Source organism: Rhizobium sp. BK529 (genome assembly GCF_014194105.1).
In the GTDB taxonomy this organism is placed as follows: domain Bacteria; phylum Pseudomonadota; class Alphaproteobacteria; order Rhizobiales; family Rhizobiaceae; genus Rhizobium.
This window is the reverse complement of record NZ_JACIAU010000001.1, coordinates 1,599,575-1,615,892: the sequence shown is the minus strand read 5'-3', so window position 1 is coordinate 1,615,892 and position 16,318 is coordinate 1,599,575. Positions and strand designations below refer to the sequence as shown.

At 59.3% G+C, this 16,318-nt stretch carries 15 protein-coding genes; 14 read left to right on the top strand and 1 reads right to left on the bottom strand.

The window, feature by feature from the left end; all coding sequences use genetic code 11:
- The first annotated feature begins 104 nt into the window (after positions 1-104).
- The 4 genes from FHX08_RS08140 (at position 105) to FHX08_RS08125 (ending at position 4,037) form a co-directional block, all read left to right on the top strand.
- Complete coding sequence (locus tag FHX08_RS08140) at positions 105-1,400, top strand: efflux RND transporter periplasmic adaptor subunit (RefSeq protein WP_132651448.1); 1,296 nt, start codon at positions 105-107, stop codon at positions 1,398-1,400.
- 12 nt (positions 1,401-1,412) lie between these two features.
- A complete protein-coding gene (locus FHX08_RS08135; protein ID WP_132651988.1) occupies positions 1,413-2,129 on the top strand; it encodes an ABC transporter ATP-binding protein in 717 nt (238 codons plus the stop codon).
- Complete coding sequence (locus tag FHX08_RS08130) at positions 2,119-3,321, top strand: ABC transporter permease (protein WP_132651449.1); 1,203 nt, start codon at positions 2,119-2,121, stop codon at positions 3,319-3,321. The genes FHX08_RS08135 and FHX08_RS08130 overlap by 11 nt, the downstream gene beginning before the upstream one ends.
- A 101-nt stretch (positions 3,322-3,422) precedes the next feature.
- Positions 3,423-4,037: a GntR family transcriptional regulator gene (locus FHX08_RS08125; protein ID WP_184327076.1), complete on the top strand. Its 615-nt coding sequence runs from the start codon at positions 3,423-3,425 to the stop codon at positions 4,035-4,037.
- 48 nt (positions 4,038-4,085) lie between these two features.
- On the opposite strand, the gene FHX08_RS08120 is transcribed toward FHX08_RS08125, so the two are convergent.
- A complete protein-coding gene (locus tag FHX08_RS08120; protein WP_132651451.1) occupies positions 4,086-4,898 on the bottom strand; it encodes a ferredoxin--NADP reductase in 813 nt (270 codons plus the stop codon).
- Between the two features lie 243 nt (positions 4,899-5,141).
- Here FHX08_RS08120 and pcsA point away from each other — a divergent pair, with 243 nt between their 5' ends.
- The 10 genes from pcsA to yjfF all read left to right on the top strand — a co-directional run bounded on the left by pcsA (position 5,142) and on the right by yjfF (position 16,311).
- The gene (pcsA, locus tag FHX08_RS08115; RefSeq protein ID WP_132651452.1) at positions 5,142-5,867 is read left to right on the top strand and encodes a phosphatidylcholine synthase; all 726 of its coding nucleotides are present in this window, start codon (positions 5,142-5,144) and stop codon (positions 5,865-5,867) included.
- Positions 5,868-5,878: 11 nt separating this feature from the next.
- A complete protein-coding gene (locus tag FHX08_RS08110) occupies positions 5,879-6,859 on the top strand; it encodes a quinone oxidoreductase (RefSeq protein WP_132651453.1) in 981 nt (326 codons plus the stop codon).
- 39 nt (positions 6,860-6,898) lie between these two features.
- The gene (locus FHX08_RS08105; protein WP_132651454.1) at positions 6,899-8,467 is read left to right on the top strand and encodes an ABC transporter ATP-binding protein; all 1,569 of its coding nucleotides are present in this window, start codon (positions 6,899-6,901) and stop codon (positions 8,465-8,467) included.
- Complete coding sequence (locus FHX08_RS08100; RefSeq protein ID WP_132651455.1) at positions 8,457-9,542, top strand: ABC transporter permease; 1,086 nt, start codon at positions 8,457-8,459, stop codon at positions 9,540-9,542. The genes FHX08_RS08105 and FHX08_RS08100 overlap by 11 nt, the downstream gene beginning before the upstream one ends.
- On the top strand, positions 9,539-10,459 hold the full coding sequence (locus FHX08_RS08095; RefSeq protein WP_184327075.1) for an ABC transporter permease: 921 nt from the start codon (positions 9,539-9,541) through the stop codon (positions 10,457-10,459). Before FHX08_RS08100 ends, FHX08_RS08095 begins: the two co-directional genes overlap by 4 nt.
- Before the next feature lie 54 nt (positions 10,460-10,513).
- Positions 10,514-11,590, top strand: coding sequence for a BMP family ABC transporter substrate-binding protein (locus FHX08_RS08090; RefSeq protein ID WP_132651457.1), 1,077 nt, complete (start codon positions 10,514-10,516; stop codon positions 11,588-11,590).
- 146 nt (positions 11,591-11,736) lie between these two features.
- Positions 11,737-12,699 (top strand): galactofuranose ABC transporter, galactofuranose-binding protein YtfQ, encoded by a 963-nt coding sequence (gene ytfQ, locus FHX08_RS08085; protein ID WP_132651458.1) that lies wholly within the window; start codon positions 11,737-11,739, stop codon positions 12,697-12,699.
- Between the two features lie 116 nt (positions 12,700-12,815).
- A complete protein-coding gene (gene ytfR, locus FHX08_RS08080; RefSeq protein WP_132651989.1) occupies positions 12,816-14,339 on the top strand; it encodes a galactofuranose ABC transporter, ATP-binding protein YtfR in 1,524 nt (507 codons plus the stop codon).
- Positions 14,336-15,346: an ABC transporter permease gene (locus tag FHX08_RS08075; RefSeq protein WP_132651459.1), complete on the top strand. Its 1,011-nt coding sequence runs from the start codon at positions 14,336-14,338 to the stop codon at positions 15,344-15,346. The genes ytfR and FHX08_RS08075 overlap by 4 nt, the downstream gene beginning before the upstream one ends.
- On the top strand, positions 15,343-16,311 hold the full coding sequence (yjfF, locus tag FHX08_RS08070) for a galactofuranose ABC transporter, permease protein YjfF (RefSeq protein ID WP_132651460.1): 969 nt from the start codon (positions 15,343-15,345) through the stop codon (positions 16,309-16,311). Before FHX08_RS08075 ends, yjfF begins: the two co-directional genes overlap by 4 nt.
- Positions 16,312-16,318 lie beyond the last annotated feature (7 nt).

Sequence of the window (16,318 nt, the reverse complement as noted above, 5' to 3'; positions counted from 1 at the left end):
TTTCCGTACCATCACGGGGGCATCGGTAATGTTGGGTTCATCTTCATTATGATTATTTCGGCGTGAAGCAGACCCAACATGGCGAAGCATATATCGAGGATTAGATGGACAATTTGGAGGCTGGCAAAGAGACCGGTTCCGTAGCAGGCGCAAACGCCGACCTAGCTGCCGTGCTCGCCGCCGGCCGGCGGAGCAGGGGGCGTCGCTGGCGTGGCCGGCTGATCCTCTTGGTGCTTTTGATCCTTGCCGCAGCCGCTGCTACCTATTTCTACATGGGCCGAAGCCGTGCCGAATTCAGCTACACGACCCAGCCGGTCAAGCGCGGCGACCTGACAGTGCTCGTCACCGCCACAGGTTCAGTCCAGCCGACCCAACAGGTGGATATATCGAGCGAACTGTCGGGCACGATGCGCGACGTCAATGTCGACTACAACAGCACCGTTAAGGCAGGCGATGTTCTCGCCGTTCTTGATACAAACAAGCTGGAAGCCGACGTGAAGAGTTCTCGCGCCAAGCTCAATTCGGCAAAGGCCAACGTGGTCAAGGCGAACGCCGATTTGCAATCGGCTGCGACCTCGCTCGACCGTCTGAAAAGCCTCGTCAAGAGCAACGTTTCCACCCAGCAGAGCCTCGACGACGCGACCTACAAATATGACTCGGCTGTCGCCGCCAAGGATATTAACGAGGCCGACGTGCTGGCCTCCGAAGCCAACCTCCAGCTTGCCGAAGTCAATCTCGGCAAGGCGAAGATAGTCTCGCCGATCGATGGCGTGATCCTGACGCGCTCCGTCGATCCCGGCGCAACCGTTGCCGCCTCGCTCTCGGCACCGGTGCTGTTCACAATTGCCGGCGATCTGAAAAAGATGGAACTGCAGGTGGATGTCGATGAAGCCGATGTCGGTCAGATCGCCGTCGGCCAGAAGGCGAGCTTTACAGTCGATGCCTATCCGGATCGCACTTTCCCTGCTGTCATCGAGCAGATCCGCTTTGCTTCCGAGGTGGTGAACAACGTCGTCACCTACAAAGCCGTCCTCTCGGTCGACAATGCCGATCTGCTTCTCCGCCCAGGAATGACGGCGACCTCTGATATTACCGTCGAAGCCGTCAAGGATACGCTGATGGTCCCGAATGCGGCTCTGCGTTATGCGCCGCCGCAAACGGAAGCGCGCGGCGGCCGCGGCATTTTCAGCCTGTTCCGCCCGCCGCGTCCGTCGCGCAGTGGTGGTGCCGATTCGACGCTGAGCGGCACGCAGCGCCGGGTCTGGGTGCTCCGTAACGGCCACCCCGCGCCGGTCGTGATCCAGGTCGGGTCGTCCGATGGCCAATTCACGCAAGTCACCTCGGGCGAGATCACCGAAAAGGATGCTGTTATCACCGATGCCGCGGCGCGGACGAATTGACGGGAGCCGATGATGGAACGCCCGCCGCTTCTCGAATTCAGGCAGGTCTCGAAAATCTACGGCGAAGGCGTTGCGGCGATCCGCGCCCTCGACCATGTGGACCTTTCGATCCGCACGCATGAATTCGTCGCGATTATGGGACCTTCCGGCTCCGGCAAGTCGACGGCGATGAATATTCTCGGGTGTCTCGATGTGCCGACCTCTGGCGACTATGTCTTCCAGGGCATTTCGACCGGCGGTTTCGATCGCAGCCAGCTGACGCTTCTGCGCCGCCATATGCTGGGTTTCGTCTTTCAGGGCTTCAACCTGTTGTCGCGCACATCGGCGGTCGAGAACGTCGAACTGCCGCTGATCTATCGCGGGATGGCGGTCGGCGAGCGGCGTAAGCGCGCGAAAGAGGCACTCGGCCTCGTCGGCCTGTCTGGCCGGGAGCATCACAAGACACAGGAACTCTCCGGCGGTCAGCAGCAGCGTGTGGCGATCGCCCGTGCCATCGTCACCGAACCCGCACTGCTGCTCGCTGATGAGCCGACCGGCAATCTCGATACCAAGACCAGCATCGAGATCATGGATCTGATGACGCGGCTGAACCGCGAGCAGGGCATCACCATCGTCATGGTCACGCATGAGCCTGATATCGCTGCCTATGCGGGACGCCTGTTGCGCTTTGTCGATGGCAAGCTGGAAACCGAGGTGGAGCATCAGCGGAGGGCGGAGCATGTTCTTTGAAACGCTGAAGCTCGCGCTGCGCGCCATCAGCCGCAATCTGCTGCGTTCCTTCCTGACTGTACTCGGCGTCGTCATTGGTGTTGCCGCCGTCATCGCGCTCGTCACGATCGGCAACGGCACGACGGCGCAGGTTTCGACCGAGCTGTCGCGCCTCGGCACCAACATGCTCTTTGTGCGTCCCGGTCAGTTCGGTCCCGGCCGCGCCAGCGCCGAGGCGCGGCGCTTTACGCTGAAAGATGTCGAGGCGATCCGCGATCAGGTTCCCGGTCTGCGCGCCGTGGCGCCGTCCAACCAGTCGACGGCAACCGTCATCTTCGGCGGGCAGAATCATTCCACCACCGTCTACGGCACGACCAACGACTATTTCATCGCGCAGGACTGGGATCTGGCGCTTGGCCGCAATTTCACGCCGGCCGAAGAGCGCGGCCAGTCGCGCTGCATCATCGGTGAGACCGTGCGCGAGCAACTTTTTGGCGCCGCCGATCCGACCGGCCAGCAGATTCGTGTCGGCAAAGTTTCCTGCCCCGTTATCGGCGTGTTGGCAAAGCGCGGTCAGTCCGGCATGGGCAATGACCAGGACGATGTCGTCATCATGCCGGTAAAGGTTTTCCAGCGCCGCATCAGCGGTAGCTCCAATGTCCCGACCATCCTCATCTCGGCGCGCGACGGCGTGTCAACCTCAAAGGTGCAGGCCGATGTCGAGAACCTTCTTCGTGAACGCCGCAAAATCATTCCCGGCCGCCAGGATGATTTCAACGTCAATGACATGACGCAGATCGCTGAGGCGATGACCGGCACGACGACACTGCTGACTGGTCTGCTTGGTGCGGTCGCCGCCGTCAGCCTGCTCGTCGGCGGCATCGGCATCATGAATATCATGCTGGTATCGGTGACCGAGCGCACCCGTGAGATCGGTATTCGCCTTGCCATCGGCGCGCTCGAAAATCAGGTGCTGACGCAATTCCTCGTCGAGGCGGTCGCCCTGTCGCTCTTCGGCGGCATAGCCGGCATCATGCTTGGCCTGACGCTTGCCTACGGTACGGTCAGTTTACTGAATGTGCCCTTCGTCGTCAGCCCGCTCATCATCTTCATCGCCTTCGTCTTTTCGGCGGCCATCGGTATGATCTTCGGCTTCTTTCCGGCGAGACGCGCAGCCCAGCTTAATCCCATCGAGGCATTGCGCCACGAATAAGGGATTGTTCTCGCATGCTGCATGCTTTTGATATATCAGGATAACTTGTCTTTGGCGTTCAACCGTGCCAGTATTGATATATCAGCCTCGGATCCGCCCGCATGCAGGAATCGCTTAGCCATCTCGCCTATCTGGCGCTCGAGCATGCCATAGTGACGCTGGCTTTGGCGCCCGGTGCTCTGGTGACGGAAAAGCAGCTCATCGATCTTGCAGGCCATGGCCGCACACCGGTGCGCGAAGCGATCCAGAAACTCGCCTGGCAGGGGTTGATCGTGGTGAAGCCGCGTGTCGGTTTGCAGATCGCCGAGATCCGCGCCGAAGACCATGCGAATGTCATGCAAGTGCGTCGCAAGCTTGAGCCGGCAGCGGCGGCATTGGTCGCCGACGCGGCGAATGACGAAGAGAGGGCGCGGCTCATCCAATGTGCTGCCGCTATGGAGAGATGCGCTGTCGGCGGCGATCTGAAAGGTTTTTTCGCCGCGGATAAGGCTTTCGACGAGATTCTTGAGGATGCGTGTCCGAACCGCTTCATCACCGCGGCCCTCGGGCCCGTGCAGACCCACTCCCGGCGTCTGTGGTATTCGACTGCTAATCCGGAAAAGATGGATCGCTCCATTTCTCTCCATGTCACAGTGATCACAGCCATTCATCAGGGCGAGGTCGATCAAGCACGCCTGACGATGGCGGCGCTGATCGATTATCTGAGCCAGAAATAAGAACGGCCCCGTTTCCGGAGCCGTTGCCTGGAAAATCGTTTCGCAGCCTCAGCCGACGAATGCGCGCTCGATCACGAACTCCGCGGGTTTGCTGTTGGCACCCTCTTCGAGGCCGGCCTTTTCCAGAAGCTCCTTGGTGTCCTTCAGCATCGCGGAAGAACCGCAGATCATGCCGCGGTCAACCGCCGGATCAATTGGCGGGACGCCGAGATCGGTGAAGAGCTTACCGGAGGAAATCAGGTCGGTGATGCGGCCGCGATATTCGAAATCCTCGCGGGTGACGGTCGCATAGTGGCGCAGCTTGTCGCCGACCACTTCCTGGAGAAGTTCGTCATTCCGGATTTCGTCGAGAAGATCGAAGCCGTATTTTAGTTCGGAGATCTCGCGCGTCGTATGGGTGAGGATGACTTCGTCAAACTTCTCATAGGTTTCCGGATCGCGGATAAGGCTCGCGAAAGGTGCAATACCTGTGCCGGTCGAGAACATGTAGAGGCGCTTGCCGGGAGTGAGTGCGTCGAGAACCAGCGTGCCCGTCGGCTTCTTGCGCATCAGCACCTGGTCGCCCGGCTTGATGAGCTGCAAATGCGAAGTCAGCGGACCATCCGGCACCTTGATGGAGAAGAATTCAAGCTCTTCGGCCCATGCCGGGCTTGCGATCGAATAGGCGCGGAAGATCGGCTTGCCATCGACCATGAGGCCGATCATTGCAAATTCGCCCGAGCGGAAACGGAAGCCATCGGGCCGGGTCATCGTGAAGCGGAAGAGCCGGTCGGTATAATGCGTCACGCTCAGCACCGTCTCGGCATAGACGCCGGCGGGAATGGCGGAGGCGAATTCTTCGGTCTTTGCAGGAGCGTTCATTAGATATCGGGCTCGTCGTTCGCAAGATAATCATCACATGCGAGGCAGATATTACAAAACCCCGCTAAATTAAAGGCAATCCATTCCATCGCACGGCTGAGGAGCGAAATATGCATGTCACGGTCAGGATTTGCTGGCGGTGGCGACCTGTCGCTTTTGCGCTGGCTAAGCTCTTCAAAGGATGCATATTAGGCAAAAAAACGCCCGCCGCGGCGCGGGGCGTAACAGGTAGTACGGGGGAACATGAAAATTTTCAATTATAAGCGTGTTCCTTACGCGGAAATGCGCGCATTCTCCGTGCATATTCTGACGGCCTCCGGTTCCTTTCTCGCTTTTCTCGGTGTGGTCGCTGCTGCCGAGCACCGTTTCGTCGATATGTTCTGGTGGCTGGGCCTTGCGCTTCTGGTCGATGGCATCGACGGACCGATCGCCCGCAAGGTGCGCGTCAAGGAAGTGCTGCCGAATTGGTCTGGTGATACGCTCGACAATATCATCGATTACGTCACCTACGTGCTGCTGCCGGCCTTCGCGCTCTATCAAAGCGGCATGATCGGCGAGCCCTGGTCCTTCGTTGCCGCCGGCATGATCGTCGTATCTAGCGCCATCTATTATGCCGATACAGGCATGAAGACGGAGGAGTATTTCTTCTCGGGCTTTCCGGTCGTCTGGAACATGGTGATCTTCACGCTCTTCGTCATGCATGCAGGCGAGATGACCGCTTTTATCGTCGTCGCCGTCTCCGTGATCCTGACCTTCCTGCCGGTCAACTTCCTGCATCCGGTGCGGGTCCAGCGTCTGCGCCCGCTGAACCTTGGCGTCTTCCTGCTGTGGTCGGCGCTCGGCGCCTATTCGCTGCTGATGTATTTCGATATGCCGCAATGGGCGGTCGCTCTCTTCATCGTGAGCGGCATTTATCTTTACGTCATCGGCGCGGTGCTCCAATTCTTTCCGGCGCTTGGACGCAAGTGAGGTAGAGAGCTATGGCAAAGACGAAGGCGGTTTCTTTTTCCAGGAACGGTGGACCCGAGGTTTTCGACTATGTCGATATCGATCTGCCGCCCCCGTCGGAAGGCCAGGTGCAGATCCGCCAGGAAGCGGTCGGTCTGAATTTCATCGACGTCTATTTCCGTGATGGTACCTACAAAGCACCGCATCTGCCCTTCGTGACTGGCAAGGAGGCCGCAGGTGTCGTTACGGCAGTAGGCTCCGGCGTAACCGATTTTACCGTGGGCGACCGCGTTGCCTATGCGGGCTCTGATGGGGCCTATAGCGCGGAGCGCAACATCGACACGAAACATCTGGTCCAGGTGCCCGAAGGCATCAGCCTCGAAACCGCAGCCGCCATGATGCTGAAAGGCATGACGGCCGAGTACCTCTTGAACCGCACCTTTAAGGTCGGCCCTGAGACGGTGTTGTTGTTCCATGCCGCAGCCGGCGGCGTCGGCCTGATTGCCGGCCAGTGGGCAAAGGCGCTCGGCGCCACCGTCATCGGCACGGCAGGCTCCGCCGACAAAGTCCAGCTGGCGCTCGAACACGGCTATGACCATGTCATCAACTACAGGACCGAGAATTTCGCCGAACGTGTGCGGGAGATCACCGGCGGCAAGGGGGTTGATGTGGTCTATGACTCGATCGGCCGCGACACTTTCCCGCAATCGCTGGATTGCTTGAAGCCGCGCGGGCTCTTTGCGTCCTTCGGCCAATCCTCCGGCGCGATCGAGAATTTCACCATGGGCCATCTCGCCCAAAGGGGCTCGCTCTATGCAACGCGCCCGACGCTCTTTACCTATATTGCCACGCGCCAAGAACTTACCGATTGTGCAAACAATCTATTTGATGTTGTGCGCAGCAACAAAGTGCGTATCAATATCAATCAAACCTATCCGCTGCGTGAGGTTGGGCGGGCCCACGCAGATCTGGAAACAAGAAAAACAACCGGAACGACGCTGCTGATTCCATGAGATCCAAACGGACCGGTCGGCAGAAGAAATGAGGGGAACGTGTCGCCATTGAATGTGCCGGATTCCGGCGCGTTATTATCGGTTCAGAAGCTGACGAAATTTTTCGGTAGCTTTGCCGCCTGCAATGAAATCGATCTCGATATAGCGCCGGGCGAAATTCATGCGCTTCTCGGCGAAAATGGCGCAGGCAAATCCACGTTGGTCAAGATGCTTTTCGGCGTTCTGGAGCCGACTGACGGGCAAATTCTCTGGGAGGGCAGGCCGGTCACGATCACGTCTCCCGGGGAGGCCCGCAAGCTTGGCATCGGCATGGTCTTTCAGCATTTTTCGCTGTTTGAGGCACTGACCGTTGCCGAAAACATCGCGCTTTCTCTCGATGACGGCATTCCGATCGGCAGGATCGCAGAGGAGGCGAGGGCGCTGTCGCAGGCCTATGGCCTGCCGCTCGACCCGCATGCGCATGTCGCGGATCTTTCGGTTGGCGAACGCCAGCGCATCGAGATCGTCCGCGCTCTGCTGCAGAACCCGAAGCTCATCATCCTCGACGAGCCGACCTCGGTGCTGACGCCGCAGGAAGCCGACAGGCTCTTCGAAACGCTCTTCAAGCTGCGCGCCGAAGGCCGCTCGGTTCTATATATCAGCCATCGCCTGGAAGAGGTGCAGCGCATCTGCGACCGCGCTACCGTGCTTCGACATGGCCGCGTGACAGGCGCCTGCGATCCGAAGCAGGAAACGCCTTCCTCTCTCGCCCGCATGATGGTCGGCAACGAAGTGGCGGCTGTCACCCATCCCGAGCGCAGCGACAAGGGAGAGGTGCAGCTTGCCGTCTCGAACCTCTCGGTCGCCGCCCGCACCCCCTTTGCCATGCCGTTGCGCGATGTTTCCATGGCTGTGCGCTCCGGTGAAATCCTGGCCATTGCCGGCGTTGCGGGGAATGGGCAGAGCGAGCTCTTTGATGCACTGTCGGGCGAGTATCCAGTTTCTTCGGCCGAAGCGATCGTCATTCGCAAGAAGCCCGTCGGCAGGCAGGGCATCACTGCCCGACGTCTGCTCGGCGCCGGCTTCGTGCCGGAGGAGCGGCATGGCCATGCCGCTGTTTCCGCGATGAAACTGTCCGACAATCTGGTGCTGGCCCGCAGCCAGTCTGATCGCAAGGCGTTTCTGGGTGTCCTCGGTATTATCAGGTATGGTGCGGTGAAATCCGCAGCACGCCGCATTTCCGAGGCCATGGACGTGCGCAAGAGCGGCGATGATCCAGCCGCAGGTTCGCTCTCCGGCGGCAATCTGCAGAAATTCATCGTCGGCCGAGAGCTTGACCGACAGCCGGCGGTGCTGGTCGTCAATCAGCCGACCTGGGGTGTGGATGCGGGTGCCGCAAGCCGTATCCGCCAGGCGCTCGTCGATCTCGCAAAGGCCGGTTCTGCCGTCGTCGTCATCAGCCAGGATCTCGACGAGATCTTCGAGGTGGCGACCGATATCGCCGTAATTTCTGAAGGACGGCTGTCCAAGCCCTATCCGGCCGGTGAGCTGACGCGGGAAAAAATCGGTCTGCTGATGGGCGGCCTGCATGAAGGCAAACACGCCGGGGAGCCCGCACTTGCGCATTGAACTGGAAAAGCGCCCGCAGGTCTCGAAGCTCTTTGCTTTCGTCTCGCCGCTCCTGGCCCTCGTTCTGACGCTGGTCGTCGGCGCGATAATGTTCGCCACGCTCGGCAAGGATCCGGTCGAGGCACTCGACGCCTTCTTCCTCGAACCGCTTCTGGAAATCTGGTCGCTGCATGAATTGGCAGTCAAAGCCGCGCCGATCATCCTGATCGCTGTCGGCCTTGCCGTCTGTTACCGATCCAACAACTGGAATATCGGCGCCGAAGGCCAGTTCACCATTGGCGCGATCACCGGCTCCTATATCCCGATCGTCTTCTACGACTGGCATTCGCCGTTGGTGCTGCCGCTGATGCTGATCCTTGGCGCGCTTGGCGGCGCGCTTTTTGCGGCCATTCCGGCGCTGCTGAAGGCGCATTTCAATACCAACGAGATTCTGACATCGTTGATGCTGGTCTATATCGCCCAGCTCTTTCTCGATTGGCTGATCCGTGGCGCATGGCGCGATCCGAAGGGCTTCAACTTTCCGGTCTCTCGGGACTTTGCTCCAGAGGCGATCGTGCCGGCGATATGGGAGGAATCTGGCCGTGCCCACTGGGCCTTCATTTTCGCCGTCGTCGCGGCCATCCTGGTCTGGTTTATGATGCGCTTCACTCTGAAGGGCTTCGAGGTTGTCGTGCTCGGCCAGTCGGAACGGGCGGGGCGCTTCGCAGGCTTCTCTTCGAAGAAGATGATCTGGTTCAGCTTCCTCTTTTCAGGCGCGCTGGCCGGGCTTGCCGGCATTTGCGAAGTGTCGGGCTCGATTGGTCATCTGCAGCCCGCGATTTCGCCGGGCTATGGCTTCACCGCCATTATTGTCGCCTTCCTCGGCCGTCTCAATCCGCTCGGCATTATCGCTTCGGGTTTGGTACTGGCATTGACCTATCTAGGTGGTGAGGCGGCGCAGTTATCGATCGGTGTTTCGGACAAGGTCACCCGCGTCTTCCAGGGGTTGATCCTCTTTTTCGTGCTCTCGTGCGACACGCTGATCTATTACAAAATCCGTATCGTCTTGTCGCGGGTAAGGGGTGGCGCGGCGTGAGCATTTTCGAAGCCATTCTTCTGACCGTTATCACCGCCTCCACGCCGCTCGTCATCGCAGCCCTTGGCGAACTCGTGACGGAGCGCTCCGGCGTCCTCAATCTTGGCGTCGAGGGTATGATGATCATGGGGGCAGTAGCCGCCTTTGCCGGCGCGCAGATGTCGGGGTCGCCCTATGCCGGCATCATCTGCGGCATCCTCGCGGGCGCGCTTTTCTCGCTGCTCTTTGCATTCCTGACGCTGACGCTGGTCGCGAACCAGGTGGCCACGGGCCTGGCGCTGACCCTTCTCGGTCTCGGCCTATCCGGCCAGCTCGGCGAACCCTATGTCAGCGTGCCCGGCATTCAGCTGAAAGAGATCGCCATCCCGCTGCTGTCCGATATCCCCGTTATCGGTCCGGTTCTTTTCAAGCAGGAGCTGATTTTCTATCTATCGATCGCCTTGCTCCTTGGCGTCAGCTGGTTCCTGTTCAGAAGCCGCCTGGGCCTGAAGCTGAGAGCGATCGGCGACAGCCACGGCTCGGCCCACGCGCTCGGCATTCACGTCATCCGCACGCGCTATCTGGCGGTCATCTTCGGTGGTGCCTGCGCGGGTCTCGCCGGTGCGCAGCTCTCGCTCGTCTATACGCCGCAATGGGTGGAAAACATGTCGGCCGGCCGCGGCTGGATCACGCTGGCGCTGGTCGTCTTCGCCTCTTGGCGCCCGTGGCGGGTCTTTGCCGGCGGTTACCTCTTCGGAGCGGTCACGATCCTGCAGCTCCACGCGCAGGCCTTCGGCCTCGGTATCCCCGCGCAATTCCTCTCTATGTTGCCTTATGTCGCGACTATTGTAGTTCTCATCATCATTTCTCATAATCGGCGCACGACGTTGATCAATACGCCCGCGTCGCTTGGAAAAGCCTTCGTCCCGGAGCGATAAAACAAGAATACCAAGACGGGTTTCCGGAATAACTTCAAACCAACAGGGGTCATCATGAAGAAGTTCGCATTAGCACTTGCCGCATCGGCCGCAGCCGTGATCGGCATCTCCTCCGCAGCCGAGGCAGCAGAAAAGACGAAGGTCTGCTTCGTCTATGTCGGAGCGCACAACGACGGCGGTTATTCCCAGGCTCACGATGTCGGCCGTCAGCAGGTCCAGGCCGAGTTTGGCGACAAGATCGAAACGCCTTATCTCGAAAACGTGCCGGAAGGCCCGGATGCCGAGCGCGCCATCGAGCGCCTTGCGCGCTCCGGCTGCCAGCTGATTTTCGCGACGTCCTTCGGCTTCATGGACGCGACGGTCAAGGTTGCCGCCAAATTCCCGAAGGTCAAGTTCGAGCACGGCACCGGCTACAAGTCCGGCCCTAACCTCGCGACCTATAATTCACGCTTCTATGAAGGCCGCTACATCCTCGGCCAGATCGCCGCCAAGACCTCGAAAAATCACGGTGCCGCCTACATCGCCTCCTTCCCGATCCCGGAAGTTGTGATGGGCATCAACTCCTTCGAACAGGGCGCCAAGTCGATCGACCCGAGCTTCAAGCTCAAGGTCATCTGGGTCAATACCTGGTTCGATCCGGGCAAGGAAGCTGATGCCGCCAAGGCGATGATCGACCAGGGCGTCGACGTGCTGACGCAGCACACCGACACGACAGCGCCGATGCAGGTTGCCGAAGAGCGCGGCATCCACGCCTTCGGCCAGGCATCCGACATGATCGCAGCCGGCCCGAAAGCGCAGCTGACGGCAATTGTCGATACCTGGGGCAACTATTATTCAAAGCGCGTCCACGCGCTTCTGGACGGCACCTGGAAGTCTGAACAGAGCTGGGATGGCCTGAAGGATGGCATCCTCAAGATGGCGCCCTATACCAACATGCCCGACGACGTGAAGAAGATGGCTGAGGAAACCGAAGCCAAGATCAAGTCCGGCGAACTGCATCCCTTCACCGGCCCAATCAACAAGCAGGACGGCACGCCCTGGCTGAAGGCCGGCGAAAAGGCTGATGATGGCACGCTGCTTGGCATGAACTTCTATGTCGAAGGCGTAGACGACAAGCTGCCTGCGCAATAAGGCCAAACCTGTAACTCGCAGTTGCGAAAAGGCGCTCTGAAAAGGGCGCCTTTTTGCTGCAATGCATGCTAAAATGCTCATTTACAAAAGTATTACTATATGATTTTTTGATCCTGCGCCGCGAGACGCGGCATTGGGAGGACATCATGAAATTGAAGACTGCACTTTTGAGTGCCACGATTTTGGCTGCCTGCATGTTCGGTTCGGCTTCGGCCGCCGGCTTGACCGTCGGCTTCTCGCAGATCGGCTCGGAATCGGGCTGGCGCGCGGCTGAAACGACCGTCACCAAGCAGCAGGCTGAAAAGCGCGGCATCGACCTCAAATTTGCCGATGCTCAGCAGAAACAGGAAAATCAGATCAAGGCTCTCCGCTCGTTCATTGCCCAGGGCGTGGATGCCATCCTTATCGCTCCCGTCGTTGAAACTGGCTGGGATGCTGTTCTCAAGGAAGCCAAGGAAGCCAATATCCCGGTCATCCTTCTCGACCGTACGATCAAGGCTCCTGAAGACCTCTATCTGACGGCCGTCACCTCCGATCAGGTCCATGAAGGCAAGGTCGCCGGCGACTGGCTGGTCAAGACCGTCGGCGACAAGAAATGCAACGTCGTCGAGCTGCAGGGCACGACCGGCTCTTCACCGGCCATCGCTCGCAAGAAGGGCTTCGAGGATGCAATCAAGGGCCACGACAACTTCAAGATCGTCCGCAGCCAGACCGGTGACTTCACCCGCACCAAGGGCAAGGAAGTCATGGAAAGCTTCCTGAAGGCTGAAAACGGCGGCAAGGATATCTGCGCTCTCTACGCCCATAATGACGATATGGCTGTCGGCGGTATTCAGGCGATCAAGGAAGCTGGTCTGAAGCCCGGCAAGGATATCCTCGTCGTCTCCATCGACTCCGTGCCTGATATCTTCAAGGCCATGTCCGCAGGCGAAGCAAACGCATCCGTCGAGCTGACGCCGAACATGGCCGGCCCGGCCTTTGACGCCCTCGACGCATACCTGAAGGACAAGAAAGCTCCGCCGAAGTGGATCCAGACGGAATCCAAGCTCTACACGCAGGCTGACGATCCGATGAAGGTTTACGAAGAGAAGAAGGGTCAGGGTTACTGATTGATGCCGGAACCGCACCGGTCCATCATGGACCGGTGCGGAACTGCCAGTACCATCAAGGCATCATGCCCGTTCTGGTACAGGCTTCGGCGCAATATCAGGAAACAGCAGCCCTCATGGTTCACAATTTCGAGAATATTCTCGCAGCTTCGGGCATATCGAAATTCTTCCCCGGTGCCATCGCCCTGGATAAGGTGGATTTCACGCTGAGGCGCGGCGAGGTACATGCGCTTCTCGGCGAAAACGGCGCAGGCAAGTCGACTCTCATCAAATGCATTACGGGTGCCTATCGCCGCGATGCCGGAAGTCTGACGCTGGAAGGCAACGAGATCGATCCGGCTGACACGCTGGCGGCTCAGAAGCTCGGCATTGGCACCGTCTATCAGGAGGTTAACCTCCTCTCCAATCTCAGCATTGCGGAAAATCTGTTCCTCGGCCGTCAGCCGAAGCGCTTCGGCATGATCGATGCCCGAACCATGAACTGCAATGCCCGCGAGCTTCTGGCGGGCTACGGCCTCGATATCGACGTGACCGCTCAACTCGACCGTTTCTCGGTTGCCGTCCAGCAGATCGTGGCGATTGCCCGTGCCGTCGATCTCTCCGGCAAGGTCCTCATTCTCGATGAGCCCACCGCGAGTCTCGACACGCACGAAGTAGAGATGCTTTTCCGGGTTGTGAACGACTTGAAGAAGCGCGGATTAGGCATTGTCTTCATTACGCATTTTCTTGAGCAGGTATATGCGATCAGCGATCGCATCACCGTGCTGCGCAATGGCCGGTTGGTGGGAACGCATGACGCCGCCGAACTGCCGCGCCAGAATTTGATCGCCATGATGCTCGGGCGTGAACTGGCGCAGACCGAGCACGCCGCCAAGGAGCGCACGATTGACGCCGGCGCGGTGAAATATGCCTTCGAAGGATATGGCAAACGCGGCAAGGTAAGGCCCTTCGATCTCGAAGTTCGCGTCGGCGAGGTCGTCGGCATAGCGGGACTTCTCGGTTCCGGACGCACGGAAACCGCTGAACTGATGTTCGGCATAGAAAGCGCCGATAGTGGTGTCGCCAGCATCGATGGAAAGCCGGTGACGCTGTCGAGCCCGCGTGCGGCAATCGCCAGGGGCTTTGGTTTCTGCCCGGAAGACCGCAAGACCGACGGGATCATCGGTGACCTGTCGATTCGCGAGAATATCGCGCTCGCCCTGCAGGCCCGGCGTGGCTGGGCACGGCCGCTCTCTCGCGCCGAGCAGAATGCGATTGCCGACGAATATATCAAGGCGCTCGATATCCGCACGACGGACCGCGAAAAACCCATCCGGCTCCTCTCGGGTGGCAATCAGCAGAAGGCAATCCTTGCCCGCTGGCTCGCCACCAATCCGGATTTCCTGATCCTGGACGAGCCGACGCGCGGCATCGATGTCGGCGCGCATGCCGAAATCATCAAGCTCATCGAGCAACTCTGCGCCAAAGGCATGTCGCTGATTGTCATCTCCTCGGAACTGGAGGAACTGGTCGCCTACAGCTCACGCGTCATCGTGCTGCGTGATCGCGAGCATATTGCGGAGCTGACCGGTGAGCATATCAGCGCTGGCAGCATCGTCGACGCCATTGCTGCAGCCGACAAACGAACGGAGGATGCATGACTGCCTCGCTAAAGGCGCTTGGCTTTCGTCTTGCGCCACAATTGATTGCGCTTTTGGTTGTTCTTCTTTTGAATTTCAGCTTTTTCCCGCAATTTCTTAATGTGATTGCTCAAAATGGACGCCTCTATGGCAGCCTCATCGATGTGCTCAATCGTGGCGCGCCGGTAGCCCTGCTGGCGATCGGCATGACGCTGGTGATTGCCACCAAGGGCATTGACCTGTCGGTCGGTGCTGTCATTGCTATCTGTGGCGCCGTTGCCGCCTCCTCGATCGTTGAAGGCAATTCGCTTGCTTACACGCTCGTGCTGACTGTCATCATTGGCCTGCTCTGCGGTGTCTGGAACGGCTTCCTCGTCGCCGTCCTCAATATCCAACCGATCATTGCGACCCTCGTGCTCATGGTCGCCGGCCGCGGCATCGCCCAGCTCATCACCGAAGGCGCCATTATGACCTTCAACGATGACGGGCTGATCTTTTTCGGCAGCGGTTCTTTCGCCTTCCTGCCCATGCCTGTGGTCATCTGGCTGATCGTCGGCCTGCTGGTCATCCTGCTGGTTCGCCGCACCGCACTCGGCATGCTTATCGAAGCAGTCGGCATCAACAGGCGTGCCAGCACGCTGTCCGGCGTGCAGACGCCGGTGCTGCTGATGGCTGTCTATATGCTGAGCGGCCTCTGTGCTTCCATCGCCGGAATCATCGTTGCCGCCGACATCAAGGGGGCTGATGCCAACAATGCCGGTCTCTGGCTGGAGCTCGATGCGATCCTTGCGGTGGTCGTTGGCGGCAATTCCCTGCTTGGCGGCCGCTTCAGCATCATCGGCTCGCTGATTGGCGCCATGATCATTCAGTCGGTAAACACCGGCATCCTGCTGTCCGGCTTCCCGCCGGAATTCAATCTCATCATCAAGGCGATCATCATCATCGTCATTCTCGTCATCCAGTCGCCGGCGATGTCGTCGCTGACCGGCTTCCTGACCCGCCGGACGGACACTGGAGGGCGCAAATGAATTCCAAATACCTGCCGCTCCTTGCGACGATCGTCATCTTCGTGCTCGCCTATGCGGTCTGCACCCTACAATATCCGAACATGCTATCGACGCGTGTCATCGGCAACCTGCTGACCGACAACGCCTTTCTCGGCATCGCCGCCGTCGGCATGACCTTCGTCATCATCTCCGGCGGCATCGACTTGTCGATCGGCTCCGTCATCGCCTTTACTGGCGTCTTTTTGGCCGTGATCCTGCAGAACACCAGCATTCATCCGCTGGCTGCCTTCGCGATCGTTCTCATCATCACCACGGCCTTCGGCGCAGTTATGGGCATGATCATCCATTTCCTGCAGATGCCGCCCTTCATCGTGACTTTGGCCGGCATGTTCCTCGCCCGCGGCATGGCCTATGTCCTGTCGATCGACAGCATTCCGATCAATCACGAATTTTATTCGACGCTGACGAGCCTCTATTACCGTCTACCCGGCGGCGGCCGCCTGACGCTGATCGGCGGCATCATGCTGGTCGTTTTCGCAGCCGGCGTCTTCATCGCCCACCGCACCCGCTTCGGAACCAATGTCTACGCACTGGGTGGCGGGGTGCAGACAGCACAGTTAATGGGCGTACCGGTGGCACGCACGACGATCCAGATCTATGCCTTGTCGGGTTTCCTGGCGGGCCTATCCGGAATCGTTTTTTCCCTATACACGTCTGCCGGATATTCTCTTGCGGCGGTGGGCGTCGAACTCGATGCCATTGCGGCAGTCGTCATCGGAGGGACGCTGCTGACAGGAGGAGCGGGATTCGTGGCAGGGACCTTCATCGGTCTGCTGATCCAGGGGCTAATTCAGACTTACATCACCTTCGACGGTACGCTGTCGAGCTGGTGGACGAAAATCCTGATTGGCCTGCTGCTTTTTGCATTCATGGTTATGCAGAAGGCTATCCTTTTCCTTTCCAGTCTGAACAGGAGATACGGTTAGGAGGAGT